This is a genomic window from Terrisporobacter mayombei (assembly GCF_020748465.1).
GTDB classification, from domain to species: domain Bacteria; phylum Bacillota; class Clostridia; order Peptostreptococcales; family Peptostreptococcaceae; genus Terrisporobacter; species Terrisporobacter mayombei.
Genome location: NZ_JAHZMP010000003.1, coordinates 151,546 through 166,380 on the forward strand (window position 1 = coordinate 151,546; position 14,835 = coordinate 166,380).

The window sequence follows — 14,835 nt, forward strand, 5'->3', positions numbered from 1 at the left end:
CAAACTATGTGCATTGAGTTAAATATTTCTTTTCTTTTTATATTAATAGAATTGTATACAATATGAGAGGCCTTCGCCATATTTTTTGAAATAATAAAAAAACTGCTTTAAAAAATTAAAGCAGTTTTTTAATCTATTCTAAATTATCAGCTAATCTTTGTAAGAAATCTTGTGCATTTGATATCATTGTTCTAACGCTTAAGCTTCCTCTATCTTTTAACTTGTTAACAGCAAATTCTGAAGTATCTACTGTATAGAAGTATGTTGGTCTTACTTCATCATTAACAACTCTATATGATGGTGTCATGTTTCCTGTAGCAATTGTGTGTAATTGAGTTGCCATACAAATTACAGTTGTAGCTTTTCTTACTTGATTTCTCATTTGCTCTTGAGCTTCATATACATCTGCTATTACTATAGGGAGTGGACCATCATCTCTTATAGACCCTCCAAGTACAATAGGCACATTATTCTTTACACAAGAGTAAATTAATCCTGATGTTATATTTTCTTCTTCTATAAGTTTTTCTATTGTACCATATTTTCTTGCTTTATTTAATAAATCTAGGTGATGATAATGACCATCTTTTATAGAACATTGAGTATATATATCTTGTCCTAATGCTGTATTATATACTCCTGCTTCTAAGTCATGAGTTGCAACTGCATTTCCACCTAAGAAAGCATCTACATATCCATTATTTATTAATTTTGTTAATGAATCTCTAGCGCCCTTAGAAAATACTGCTGCTGGTCCCATTACCCAAACTACATATCCATTTTCTTTTTCATGTTTTAAAAGTTCAATTAGTTGATCGTAGTCCATAGTTTGAGAAGTTTCTCTTGATCTACTTCCTCTAAAAGCAAAAGCTTCTTCTTCAACTTTTTCTTCTTCAAAACCTGTTGTGTGTAAATATATTCCCTCACTACCATCTTCAGTTCTTCCAACAATAATTTTATCTCCAACTTTTAAATGTCTAAATTCTACTACCTCTATTTCTTTATCCTCTGTTAGTCTTGCAACACAGTCCATTCTTGATTCTTTAGCTAATTTCCATTCACCCTCAACTTTAAAGTACTCCGGAAAAATAGACATTGCATGGTAGTTGTCAGGTGCAACTCTATCTTTTTCCACTAATACATATTTTGCATCTGGCGCATTTTCAAATTTTTCTTTTTGAAAATTTGGATGAGTATATTTTGGCATTTCGAAATTCATAATTTCTTCCCCCTGTCTAAATATTGATTATGCTGACAAAGTAATTATAACACTAAAAAAAAAATATTATGAGTTATCTTTATTTTAAGCGTTTTTTAATTTTTTTTATATATATTAAACCCTTATCTATAAATCACTTTCATTATTATTATGATTTTCATCAATTTCATGTATTTCATTTATATTGTCAATTATGGAACTAATGTGATAGTTATAAACAGCACTTGTATTATTTTTTATTTCAATATCTTTAGATAAAGTATCATATATACTTTTAGATTTAATATAGTTTTCCTTATTTAGATAACATTTATCCTTCATTTGCTCTAGAACTTGAAGATGTAAGTAAATCTGTTTGCATCTTTTTATAGTATTGTTAATTTCATTATTCTCAACTTCTTCATTACTATACTCTAATTCTTCTAAAAAGTTTTTGTACAATCCTTCTAATCTTGTAATTTCATTTTTTAAAGATGAAATATCTGCGTGTTCACCTTTTTCTATTTCACTCTTTAGTAGTTTAATTGATGTTTCCTCAATAATTCTAATTTCTTTATATATACTTTCTAAATAGTCTGGTCTAAATATAAAATAATTTACAGCCACTCCTACAATTACTCCTATAGATGTGTCTAAAATTCTAAATAAAGAGTACACTATTGGGTTTGCATCACCTATATTTAAGTTGATTGCACAATATACAACGCAAGCAATAGTTATAGATTTATTTATTTTTAAAATATTACAAATATAGATAGTTGTGATTATTCCTAAACAAGATATTATTGGATCACCTGGATGAATAAGTACAAATAGAAATCCTATTAAACCACCAATAAATGTCCCTTTTAATCTATTTAAACCTACTGTTAACGAGCTTTTAACAGTTGTTTGCATGGAAACAATACAAGCTATTGCTGCATAAAAAGTACTATCTATTACATTCATTTTCCCAATTAGTACGCATATCATAACTCCTATACCTGTTTTTATATTTCTCATTCCTGGTTTTTGTAATTTCAAAATGTCTCACTCCTGTCTTCTTCTTATAATACCATAAAAAAGTAGAGATGTTAGTTTTTATCTAACATCTCTTTACAGACCTCTTACCATATTTGGTTATAAATGTTTGGTGTTTCAATATTACTGTTCAAGATTTTGTGAACATAGCATTATCCATGCGATTTGCTGCATCATAAATGCAGCATTTTACTTCGTTTGTTACACTGTCTAATTCTCTTATCTGGTTTTCATTTATATCATAAATATAAGTATACTACAGCTTCTAAGAATCCGATTGTCTATCTCTTCTACTACTTGTAATCTAATTATTAGTATCTATTTTATTTAATTTTAATTTATCTATATTTAAGTCTGTATATTTACCTAAATATGGAAGTAAATTAGATATTATCTTGTCTATTCCGCCTATTTCATTCGATTCTATATTTAATGGTAATAATGGTTCATGTAGTGATATCCTTAATAAGAACCATCCATTTCCTCTATTTTCTTTACAGAATACTTTTATTCCTTCATAGTTATTTTCTGATAAATACCATCCTTCGACTTCATTTACATATGCCTCTAATTCACTTATTACAGTTTCTCCATATGTTTTAAAGTCATTTTTATTTATTCCTATTCTAACTTCTTTACTTTCTTTTGCTTTTTTTAATGAAGATATCAGGTCTGTTACTTTCCTTCCTTCTTCATGAAATTGTGCCATTTTCACTAATATTTTAGATATTAAATATGCTCCATCATCTAAAAAATAATTTTCTTTAACTGCAGCATGTCCTGATGTTTCTATAGCTAAGTGAGATTCAATACCTTCATAATTTAATCTTTTTGATTCATTTATTACATTTTTATAACCTCTTTTGAATCTATGATGCACACCACCTTTAGATTCTATGAATTCTTTTAATCCTGTTGATGTTATTGAATCAGTTACAATTGTGCTATTTGGATGATCCTCTAAAATTATTGCAGATATTAATGCTATTAATGAGTTCCTGTTTATTTCTAGACCATCATCTCCTACAATAGCAGATCTATCTACATCTGTATCAAATATAATTCCTAAATCTGCATTATTTTTTATAACAGCTTCTCTTATAGATTTCATAGCTTCTTTATTTTCCGGATTTGGTATATGATTAGGGAATAATCCATCTGGATTAAGAAATTGACTTCCATCTGTACATGCCCCTAATTGCTTAAGTACTTTATCTACAAAAAATCCACCAGATCCATTACCTGCATCTACTATTATTTTTAATCCTTTTAAAGGCTTACAATAATTTGTTTTTGAATTTACATCCCTCCTTATGAACTTAACTAAGTAATTTGAGTAATCATCTATTAAATTAGCTTTTTCTACCTTTCCACTCCTTATAAATTCATTAGTTTGTTTATACGTAGCTAACTCTATTATTCTTTTTATATCTTCGTTTTCGCATCCACCTTTTTTAGTAAAAAATTTTAATCCATTATAGTAATAAGGTAGATGACTTGCTGTTATCATGACCGCACCATCACACTCATAGTTTTCTAATACTGTCGCCATGAACATCGCTGGAGTAGTACTAATATCACAGTCATATACAAAACAACCTGTTTTTGATATTGACTCTATTAAAGTCTTCTTTAATTTTGGACCAGATATTCTCGAATCCATACCTATTGCTATTTTCAATTGATTACTATTATTTTGTTCTTCTTTTATCCATTTTATGAATCCTTGTCCAATATAATAAATTTCTTGAGCTGTCAAATTTACTTCTTTATCATTATTTTCAAGTGCAATTCCTCTAATATCCGCACCATTTTGTAGCTTTTTTAGCTTTCCAATCATATTATAATACCTCATATTTAATTTATAGCAATTTTAATAGATACTATTTGTTAAATTCCTCTTTTATAACTTGCTTTATATTTTTAGTCGTTAAACCATAATACTCTAATAATTCATCTGGCTTTCCTGATTGTCCAAACATATCTTTTATTCCTATTTTTATAACTTTTGTTGGAGATTTTTCAGCCGTCACAGCACAAACCCTATCTCCAAGTCCTCCTATTACCGAATGTTCCTCTACTGTTATTATAGCCTTAGTTTCACATCCTGCTTTTATTATTATTTCTTCATCTATCGGCTTTATAGTTGGCATATGTATTACTCTTACATTTATATCTTCTTCTAATTCTTTAGCTGCTTGCATTGCTAGATTAGTAGTAATCCCCGTTGCAATGATTGTTATATCTTTACCATCTTTTACTTGTGTTCCTTTTCCAATTTCAAACTTATAAGTTTCATCGAATATGTCTTCAGCTGCAAGCCTCCCTAGTCTTATATATACAGGTCCATTTATTTTTGTAGCTTTTTCTATAACTTGCATAGTCTCAGTTTCATCCGCTGGAACTATTACTGTCATATTTGGTAGTGATGACATTATTGCAATATCTTCTACTGATTGGTGTGAGCCACCGTCTTCTCCTACAGTTATTCCTGCATGTGTTGCTGCTATATTTACATTTAAGTTTTGATAACATATTGAATTTCTTATTATTTCAAAAGCTCTTCCGCTAGCAAATACTGCAAATGTACTAGCAAATGGTATTTTCCCATATGATGCAAGCCCTGCAGCCATCCCCATTAAATTTTGCTCTGCTATTCCTACATTTATAAATCTATCTTTATTTTCTTTGGCAAAATCTGCTGTTTTAGTTGACTTTGAAAGGTCTGCATCTAAAACAACTATATCTTTATTCTCTCTTCCAAGTGAAACTAATGCTTTTCCGTATGCTTCTCTAGTTGCTATTCCCATATGTATTTATACCTCCTTATTCTCTAACTCTTTTAATGCTTTATTTCTTTGTTCTAGACTTGGAGCATTCCCATGCCACCCTGCTTCATTTTCCATAAATGAAACACCTTTTCCTTTTACTGTTTTAGCTATTATCGCAGTAGGAAACCCCTTTGTTTCCCTAGCAACATTTAATGCTTTTTCTATTTCAAAAAATGAATGTCCATCTATTTCTATAGTATTAAAGTTAAATGCTTCTAGTTTTTTCTTTAAGTTATTTATATTTAAAACATCTTCATTTTTTCCATCTATCTGAAGTCCATTGTTATCTATTATTACAACTAAATTATCTAGTTTATAGTGAGCTGCTGCCATAAAGGCTTCCCAAACAAGTCCTTCTTGTACTTCTCCATCCCCTAATAAACAATATACTCTTGAGTTACTAGCATCCATTTTCATTCCTATCCCTAGTCCTACCGCATTAGATATACCTTGTCCTAAAGATCCCGTTGAAATATCTATACCAGATAATTTTTTACTATCTGGATGACCTTGCAGTGGGGAGTTTAGCTTTCTTAAGCTTTTTAATAATTTTTTATCAAAAAAACATTTTTCTGCTAATGTAGCATAAAGTACAGGTGCTGCATGGCCTTTACTTAACACAAATCTATCTCTATCTTGTTTCTTCGGATTATTGGCTTCTACGTTCATTTCTTTGAAATATAAATACGTCAATATTTCTACTGCTGATAATGATCCTCCTGGATGACCTGAATTTGCTTCATAAATCATTTCTACTATATTCTTTCTAATATTATTAGATATTACTGTTAAATCTAACATAATAATTTCCTTTCTCTTTACATGATGTATAAATTTATATAAAACGGTATATAAATTATATTTTTATTAATGGCTCTATTTTGAACGTTAATTTTCTTCAAAATTTTAAATTTGCCTATTAATCTCCTTAAGCTTGCAATATTTTCAATATGTAATAAAGGTTTCATATTTCTTCATATGAAACCCTTAATAATTTTCTATTTGTATTTTATTATATCAGTTACTGCACTTTGAGCTAATTCACCAATATTGCATGTACTAACATTATAATCAGAGTGATTAGTCACTATAACTGGAGTAACTAAAGAATAACCTTTAGATTTAATAAATTCTCTATCTACTTTTATAATAGGTTGCCCTACCTTAACTTCTGTTCCTGCTTCAGCTAAAATTTCAAAACCTTCTCCTTTTAAATTAACTGTATCTATACCTATATGAACCAAAACTTCCATTCCATTTTCTGATTCTATAACAAATGCATGTTTAGTCTCAGTTATTAAAGCTAGATTTCCTTTAATAGGTGAAGATATTATGTCGCCTATCGTATCTATTGCAACTCCTTCTCCCATTATTTTTTGAGAAAAAACATTATCTTCAACTTCTGATAAATCTATAATTTTTCCTTCTGTAGGTGATTTTAATATTTTTTTATTCTCTTTCTTTAAAAGCTTAAACATATACTTGATTCTCCTCTCTTGACTTGCCTAGTTAACTGTTTTTAATTTTTCACCTAAGCTCCCACCTGGATGATATTTGTAAAAATCTGATGAAGTAAAGTTTTTAAGCTTAGATACTGTACATGCTATTGCATCTCCCAGAACCAAAGTCATTGTAGATGATGAAGTAGGTGCTAAATTTAAGTGATCTGACTCTACTTCTTTTGGATATATTAATGCATAATCACATCCTTGACCTAATTTTGACTCTTTACCTGAAGTAATTGCAATTGTTTTAGCTCCTATATTCTTTATAAAAGGTATACAGTTTACTACTTCCATTGTATTCCCACTATTTGAAATTAAAATTACAATATCATCTTTTTCTATCATTCCTAAGTCACCATGAACAGACTCTGTACCATGTACAAAGAAACTTGGTGTTCCCGTACTAGCAAAAGTTGCCGCTAATTTTTTTCCTATATGCCCTGATTTACCTACGCCTAGAAAGATTACTTTTCCTTTACAGTTTAATATTTCATCTATTATAATTTCATAATCTTCATTCACATATTCAATTAATGATTTTATAGCTTGCATCTCTTTATTCATTACATCTATAACTATTTCTAAATATTTCATAATACTTCTCCTCTTACAATTTTATATAATCTATAGTCTTTTTTAATCTATCTAATCCATCTATAAGCTTGTCTCTAGAACATGCTACATTTAATCTCAAGTAAAACTCGCACTCTTCTCCATAAACATGACCATTCATTATCGCCACTTCTCCAATATCAATCAACATTTTTTGAAATTGTTCTCCAGGTATATTTAATTCTGAGAAATCTATCCAAGCAAAGTAGCATCCTTGTGGCATTTTTAATTTTAATTGTGGTAAATATTCTTCTAAATATGAAATTGTGTATTTCAAATTATTTTCAAGATGATTCAATAATTCTTCAATCCAGTATTCACAATCGTTGTAACAAGTCATTGTTGCTAATACAGATAGAATTGCAGGCGAATTTACAAAGTCTCTATATCTTACTATATTTTCAAATCTATCCCTTGTTTTAGCCTCTGGTATAATTACATAAGAGCCCGTTAATGCTGGTATATTAAAAGATTTTGATGGTGATGTACATATATATATTGAATCTAAATAATCCTCAGCTACCTTTAGTATAGGTGTCATTCTCGATCCATACACTATGTCCATATGTATATCATCAGAAATAATTTTTACATCATACTCTTTACAGATATTTATCATTTTTATTAATTCTTCTTCTGTCCATACTCTACCTGTAGGATTGTGTGGATTGCATAGTATAAATAACTTTGATTCCTTACATTTTTCTTTGAAATCCTCAAAATCTATTGAATAATGTCCATTCTCATTTTTTAGAGGAGATTTAATAACCTTACGATTATTAGTTCTTAATACATCATAGAATGCATTATATGCTGGTGTATTTAGAAGTACGCCATCTCCATCTTTACTAAATATTTCAATTAATTTACTAATTGAATACATTACACTTGGACTATAATAAATCCACTCTGAATCAATATTACAATTAAATCTTTTTGAGTACCAATTTTTTATTGAATTTCTAAAGTCATCATGTTTCCATCTACTATATCCCAGAACCCTATGATCTAACCTTTGTTGAAGTACTTGTGCAACTTCATCTGGATATTCTAAGTCCATATCTGAAATAGTAAATGGAAGTAAATTTTTCTTACCAAATCTATCTTCTACATAATCCCATTGGGTACAATATGTACCCAATCTATCTACTTCTTTGTTAAAATCAATCATTTATATTCCTCCATGCACTTAAGTTTTAAGCCATTACTGATTCTTATATTGCCCCATCAAGTACTTTGTCCATTTGCTTTCTAAGTGCATATACTTTTGTTCCTACTATTACTTGAATTGCATTATCATTTAACTTTACTACTGCAATTCCTCCAGCTTGTTTAATTGCTGATTCATTTATTTTAGATACGTCTTTTAAACCTAAACGAAGTCTAGTTACACAATTGTCTAGAGAAACTATATTATCTCTTCCACCTAATGCAGCTATCATCTGTTGTCCTTTATAAGTTGATAGTCCGTTGAAATCTGAACCTCCGTTATTTCCTATTTCAATATCTTCATCTTCTCTACCTGGAGTTTTTATATTAAATTTAACAATAGCCCACTTGAAAACAGAATAGTATATTACGAAGTATAGAGCTGCTACAGCTACTGCCATTGGCCAGCCTGTCTCTGTTCCTCTTAAAACTCCAAATGTTAAAAACTGTATTAAGTCTCCAGTGAACCCCATATGTACTCCAAGATATGGTAGTATCATATTTCCAAGACCATTCATTACAGTATGGAATGCAAATAATGCAGGAGATATGAATAAGAATAAGAATTCTATCGGTTCACTTATTCCACCAATTATAACTGTTAGTACACCTGAAATTAAAAGGCCTTTTATAGCTTTTCTCTTTTCTGGTTTTGCTGTACGATATATTGCTAATGCTGCACCTGCTAATCCATATTGTATCATCAACTTACCTTGTTCCATCTTACCAGCTAAATCTAAAGGTATAATTTGATTGTTCTCTACATAAGCCATAAACATATTTAATGTTCCAAAATATTCTTGTCCACCTATAACTGCACTTCCTCCTATTGGAGTGAAACGGAATGTAGATGTTACTAAGTGATTTAAACCAAATGGTATTGTAATTCTCTCAGCTGCTGCGTATGCAAAGTATCCTATCGGTCCTGACGATGAAATCCAAGAACCTACTGTTTGGAATCCATGTAGTACTGGTGGCCATACTATGGGAACTATTAATCCAACAGCTCCCATTAGTAATAATGATACTATTGGAACTAATCTAGCCCCACTATAAAACCCTAATGACTCTGGCATTTTAAAATTAGTAACTTTATCATGTATTGCATATATTATTAAACCTGTTATGATACCACCTAAAACACTTGTATTATATGATTGTATCCCCATGATCATTGCTTGACCATTTATGGCCATATCTTCAGCTGGTACTAATAACCCTGCTTGATTTAAATAGAAGTTTGTTCCTAAGTGCATTGCTATAAAACCTACTAAAGCACTAAATGCTCCTATTTCTTTTTCTTTCTTAAGTAGCCCTAGTGGTATTGCCATTGCAAATAGTGCTCCCAAGTTGCTAAATGCAAATAAGCCTAATGATGTCATTAATTGAAGGAATAAGTTAACATATTTATTTCCTAAAAAAGGAATCATTCCAATCATATTAGGATCTGTAAATCCTGCTCCTATACCTAACATCATACCCGAAATACTAAGTAATGCTATTGGGAACATAAATGTTTTCCCCAGCATTTGGAAGAAATTCCAAAAATTTGTTTTTTTACCTTTGCTCATAATTTTATCTCCTTTTTAATTTTAAAAAATTATTATCAGCGAATCAGTTCGCATATAAACATTCTAGATACAAAAAAACCTAAACCACTGAATTAAATATATATATAATATATTTAGTTCAATGATTTAGGTTTTGCCTGCCTAGCAGTTACAATCCTAAAATTCATTGGTAGTTATTTTATTTATATGTATCATCAAATATAATTCCTCAGAACTACTTATATCGTATTCAAATTTTTCTAATACTAGTTTAGATATTTCATCAATGCATTTTTTAGAGTTAATAAATCTCTTATTGATTATTTTATACATACTATCCATTCTACTATCTTCATAACTCTCTTTTTTTAAAATTCGTTGTACAAAAAATTTCAAATGAGTCATAAGTCTCATATAACCCATTGATTCTTGATCTAATTTACATTCATAAATATTTTCAATTATATCAACTACCTCTTTTGAAAATTCTAAAATACTAATTCCCTCATTTTCTTTAGTATTTACTAATCCATTAATTATATGAATAGCTATATACCCTGCTTCATCAACTGGAAGTTTTATTCCTATTACATTATAAATATGGTCAATTGCCCATAATCCTATTTTAAACTCTTCTTTATATAAATACTTAGTTTCATTCAAAATTAAATTAGGAAGTTTTATTCCCTGTTGTTCTCTCTCAACTGCAAACTTAATATGGCTTGTCAAAGATATTATTATAGAATCATCAACATAATTTTCCAACATATCGTTTGCTTTTTCTATTATTTCCTCTGATATTCTAAAGTACTCAATAGAAGTATCATTTAATATTTGATTATATCTATATCTTTGATTGTCTTGTATTATATAACTCTTTGATATTAAATTTTCATCTATGAAATCCCCTGGCTTTTTTTTAAAACCAACCCCAGCTCCTGTAATTATAGCTTCTGTATTATTATCTAATATCGTCAAGACCACATTGTTATTAAATATTTTTTTAATATACACTAGTTACTCCTCCTAAAAAATATTTATATAAATAAAACATAAAAATTATTACTTTTTTATAAATTATAAAAGCTGTTGTGATTATTATTAACTCCTAATTTTTTAATATTTAACATAATTATTAGCAAATTATTTTAAATATTAAAAAACCTAAATCACTAAATACAATTTATATATCAAAAATATATAAACTGTATTTAGTGATTTAGGTTTTGCCTGCTTATCAGTTACAATCCTAAAAGATTTTACTATTATTTTATTTTCATGAATAATTAAATTATTAATATATATTTAATTATTTTAAACAAACATTAACAATTCATAAAGTAAAAAACGTTATCTTGTCGTTTATTAATATTATTATATTTAGATATTATATCATTTCTTTTTTAATGTCAATACTTTTTATTTCTACATTCGCTTTATCATGTCGATAATAAAATATATTTTTATTTAATTTAACTTAAATATACACTTTCCCAAAACTCAATAATATAATCAATACATACAGCTACAGTAACTTGTTATAAGACACACTTAGATATATATAACCTGCAAATTTGGTTTACTTATATCTACCCTAACCTAAGTACTCTAATATTTCTCCTGCATTTTTGTCAGTTTTAACTTTGTTGTACACTTTTTCTATAATTCCATTTTCGTCTATAATATATGTTGTTCTTACCACACCCATACTAACTTTTCCATATAACTTCTTCTCCTGCCATACATCGTAAGCCTTTATTGCTTCAAGTTCAGGATCTGATAGTAATATAAACGGTAGTTCATGCTTTGTAGCAAAATTACTGTGTGATTTTACACTATCTTTGCTTATTCCTATTACTACTATATCCTTTAATGTGAATTCTTCATAACTATCTCTGAAAGCACATGCTTGCTTAGTACATCCAGGCGTATTATCTCTTGGGTAAAAATACAATACTACTTTTTTATTTTTAAAATCAGATAAACTTACTTCATTTCCTTCCTTATCTTGTAATTTAAATTCAGGCGCTTTTACTCCTACTTCTAACATTTTTTTCAACTCCTACTTATATATATTTATATTACATATTATACCAATATAATTTTATTTAAAACATAAAAAGATAGTATAATAATATACTATCTTTTTCTTCCCTAGATTCTAATTACTTCACTAGAGGAACCATTTTTATAGCCTCTAGTCTAATACCAAATACAGTCATAACCTTTAAAGTCTCCTCTTGCTCTAGAAATAAATGTATCACTATTTATAGTACTTTTAATAATTTTAACAAGCCCATTTTGATATAATTTTATATAATTCAGCTTTTTTATAATTTTTTATTTATTTTTTCTACTATATTGCTTAAAATATTTTCTAATTCTTCACTTATTTCTTCTGATCCCTTATGAGTAATTTCCACAATTTCTCTAGTCATTGGTAATTCTCCTAAAAGATCCAAATTCATTTCTTCCAAGAATGTTTCTGTTTCTTCTCCATCAAATAACTTAATCTTTTTATTACAATCTGGACATTCAATATAACTCATATTTTCTACCACACCTAATATATTTATATTTAGTGTATTTGCCATATTTACACCTTTTGCAACTATCATGGATATCATATCTTGAGGAACAGATACCATAATCATTCCAGTTAAAGGTAAAGATTGCATAACTGTAAGAGCCACATCTCCTGTTCCAGGAGGCATATCTATTAATAAATAATCTAACTCTTCCCATATTACATCTTTGTAAAACTGTTTTATTGTATTACTTACTAATGGCCCTTTAAATACTACTGGCTGACTTTCATCATTTACCATAAAGTTTACTGACATGGTCTTTATATTTTCTTTAGTTATTATCGGATAAATATCTTTTCCATTGTTTGAAAATGCTCTTTCATGTTGTACTCCCATAAGTCTTGGAATACTTGGTCCTGTTATATCTGCATCTAATATTCCTACTTTGTATCCTTCCTTACTAAGTTTTTTCGCTATTAGTGATGTTATCGTAGATTTTCCTACTCCACCTTTTCCACTCATAACACCTATTATATTTTTTATTTTATTGTTTGGATTATTTTCTATTGTACAAGTATCTTGTTTATTACAATTATTTTTTGATGGACATGAATTACAATTTGCCATTTTATTTTCCTCCGTAGATTATAATTATTAGTTTATTATTTATTAATTTTTATATCATCAACAATTTTGATAAATTCGTTTTATAATTAGTATATACCCACAATTTCGTATTCTAATGTGTCATCTTTAATAAATATTTAAATATGTACTAGTTATCTATGGGTATATTATTAATAAAAATATATAAGGAGGACAATTATGAAAATATATACTAAGACAGGTGATAAAGGTAAAACCTCTCTATATGACGGAAGTAGAGTTGATAAAGATGATATGCGAGTTGAATCTTACGGAACTTTAGACGAATTAAATTCTTACATAGGTCTTTGCACAAATTATGCTAAAGATGAAGATAAAGAAATTTTAAGAAGCATACAAATAAAATTATTTGCTGTATCTGCTGAATTAGCAACTAAGGAAGAGGGAAAATATAAAACACCTATAACTGATGATGATGTAAGGTCATTGGAAAAAATTATAGATTCTTATATTTCAAAAATTGATAAAATGAATGCTTTTATAGTTCCTGGAACTAGCTTAATTTCTGCTAATTTACATATAGCTAGAACAATTTGTAGAAAGGCTGAAAGAAGAATTTTTTCTCTTAGTAAAGTTGAAACTGTCAATCCACAGTTATTGAAATATGTAAACAGACTTTCCGATTTAATTTACGCTATTGCTAGATATAATGAATCTGAATTAATATATATTAAATATTAAAAAAAGCCTCTTAATTTTAACTTTATAAAATTAAGAGGCTTTTTTAATTTTTTACTTTGTAAAATAATCTTTAGTTATTTAGAACAGTAAATTTCAATGGCTTTTGACATTAATTCAGCTGTTCCTTCCCCATTTTGATCAATATTTTTTTGAAATCTCTCATCATTTATATACATTAAACCTAAGCCTGATAAGATTTCTTTTGTGCAATTATAAAAACTAGACGAAATATGGTTTTTCCATTTTTCTACTAAATCTTGTACTTCTGCACTTCCTGGATCACAACCTATATGCTCTCCAAAAGCTTTTAAAATTTCACTACTTTCTTTATTAATAACTCCCCATTGATTTTCACTGTAGCTATTTGTTTTTTCCTCACATTCTTTGTATGCCTCTGTATTTCCCCAACGCTCTTTTACCTCTTTAGCATATTTATTTTTACTTTCTTCTATATCTTTCATATCAAATTCTTTAAAACTCATATTATCCTCTCCTTCTATAGTATTATTTATTAGTCCAATCAAATTATCTATTCGTTGGCGTTTTTTTACTAGCAATTCTTTTTGCTTGTTTAAAGCTTCCATTTTATCATAACTGGGATTTGTCATTATTTCTTTTATTTCATTTAAAGGAAAATCTAATTCTCTAAAAAACAATATTTGCTGCAAAGTTTCAAGAGAATCTTTAGAGTACAATCTATATCCTGATTCTGTAATTTCACTAGGCTTTAGCAGTCCTATTTCATCATAATAATGCAAAGTCCTAACTGTTATACCTGTCAATTTTGCTACTTCACTTATCTTCATTCTTCAACCTCCTTTCTTCAATTCCCTATTACACTTATAACTATATTCTATAACGTAGCGTCAGAGTCAATACAACTTTTAATATTTATTTTAATCATGAAAAACAAGGAAATTAATATTAAAAATTTAATTTAAATATTAAATAAAGCAAATTAGTTGGATTTTCTATAAATATTGGTTATCATAAAAGTTACAGGATAAATTTGGA

General features: G+C 28.3%; 14 protein-coding genes. 1 reads left to right on the forward strand and 13 read right to left on the reverse strand.

Annotation, left to right across the window (positions count from 1 at the left end; translation table 11 throughout):
* Nucleotides 1–133: 133 nt before the first annotated feature.
* The 12 genes from K0039_RS11370 to K0039_RS11425 form a co-directional block, all read right to left on the reverse strand.
* Nucleotides 134–1,219, reverse strand: coding sequence for a putative NPN-dependent ornithine cyclodeaminase (locus K0039_RS11370; RefSeq protein ID WP_228105189.1), 1,086 nt, complete (start codon nt 1,217–1,219; stop codon nt 134–136).
* Between the two features lie 126 nt (nt 1,220–1,345).
* Nucleotides 1,346–2,242, reverse strand: a complete 897-nt coding sequence (locus tag K0039_RS11375; protein ID WP_228105190.1) for an FUSC family protein — start codon at nt 2,240–2,242, stop codon at nt 1,346–1,348.
* A gap of 301 nt (nt 2,243–2,543) precedes the next feature.
* Entirely contained in the window at nt 2,544–4,076 is a 1,533-nt protein-coding gene (locus tag K0039_RS11380; RefSeq protein ID WP_438948076.1) for a phosphohexomutase domain-containing protein, read from the reverse strand.
* 46 nt (nt 4,077–4,122) lie between these two features.
* Nucleotides 4,123–5,049, reverse strand: coding sequence for a transketolase family protein (locus tag K0039_RS11385; RefSeq protein WP_228105192.1), 927 nt, complete (start codon nt 5,047–5,049; stop codon nt 4,123–4,125).
* 6 nt (nt 5,050–5,055) lie between these two features.
* Nucleotides 5,056–5,871: a transketolase gene (locus tag K0039_RS11390; RefSeq protein WP_228105193.1), complete on the reverse strand. Its 816-nt coding sequence runs from the start codon at nt 5,869–5,871 to the stop codon at nt 5,056–5,058.
* Between the two features lie 197 nt (nt 5,872–6,068).
* Nucleotides 6,069–6,548, reverse strand: a complete 480-nt coding sequence (locus K0039_RS11395; RefSeq protein ID WP_228105194.1) for a PTS sugar transporter subunit IIA — start codon at nt 6,546–6,548, stop codon at nt 6,069–6,071.
* Nucleotides 6,549–6,575: 27 nt separating this feature from the next.
* Entirely contained in the window at nt 6,576–7,169 is a 594-nt protein-coding gene (locus tag K0039_RS11400) for a KpsF/GutQ family sugar-phosphate isomerase (protein ID WP_228105195.1), read from the reverse strand.
* 13 nt (nt 7,170–7,182) lie between these two features.
* A complete protein-coding gene (locus tag K0039_RS11405) occupies nt 7,183–8,358 on the reverse strand; it encodes a MalY/PatB family protein (protein WP_228105196.1) in 1,176 nt (391 codons plus the stop codon).
* A 43-nt stretch (nt 8,359–8,401) separates the two neighbouring features.
* On the reverse strand, nt 8,402–9,967 hold the full coding sequence (locus tag K0039_RS11410) for a PTS transporter subunit EIIC (protein WP_228105197.1): 1,566 nt from the start codon (nt 9,965–9,967) through the stop codon (nt 8,402–8,404).
* A 156-nt stretch (nt 9,968–10,123) separates the two neighbouring features.
* Nucleotides 10,124–10,960: a PRD domain-containing protein gene (locus tag K0039_RS11415; protein WP_228105198.1), complete on the reverse strand. Its 837-nt coding sequence runs from the start codon at nt 10,958–10,960 to the stop codon at nt 10,124–10,126.
* 580 nt (nt 10,961–11,540) lie between these two features.
* Complete coding sequence (bcp, locus tag K0039_RS11420) at nt 11,541–11,996, reverse strand: thioredoxin-dependent thiol peroxidase (protein ID WP_228105199.1); 456 nt, start codon at nt 11,994–11,996, stop codon at nt 11,541–11,543.
* A gap of 280 nt (nt 11,997–12,276) precedes the next feature.
* The gene (locus tag K0039_RS11425) at nt 12,277–13,101 is read right to left on the reverse strand and encodes an Mrp/NBP35 family ATP-binding protein (protein ID WP_228105200.1); all 825 of its coding nucleotides are present in this window, start codon (nt 13,099–13,101) and stop codon (nt 12,277–12,279) included.
* A 198-nt stretch (nt 13,102–13,299) separates the two neighbouring features.
* On the opposite strand from K0039_RS11425, the gene K0039_RS11430 reads away from it, so the two are divergent.
* A complete protein-coding gene (locus K0039_RS11430; RefSeq protein WP_228105201.1) occupies nt 13,300–13,821 on the forward strand; it encodes a cob(I)yrinic acid a,c-diamide adenosyltransferase in 522 nt (173 codons plus the stop codon).
* A 74-nt stretch (nt 13,822–13,895) separates the two neighbouring features.
* Here the strand turns inward: K0039_RS11430 and K0039_RS11435 are convergent, their stop codons facing one another.
* Nucleotides 13,896–14,627, reverse strand: a complete 732-nt coding sequence (locus K0039_RS11435) for a MerR family transcriptional regulator (protein WP_228105202.1) — start codon at nt 14,625–14,627, stop codon at nt 13,896–13,898.
* Nucleotides 14,628–14,835 lie beyond the last annotated feature (208 nt).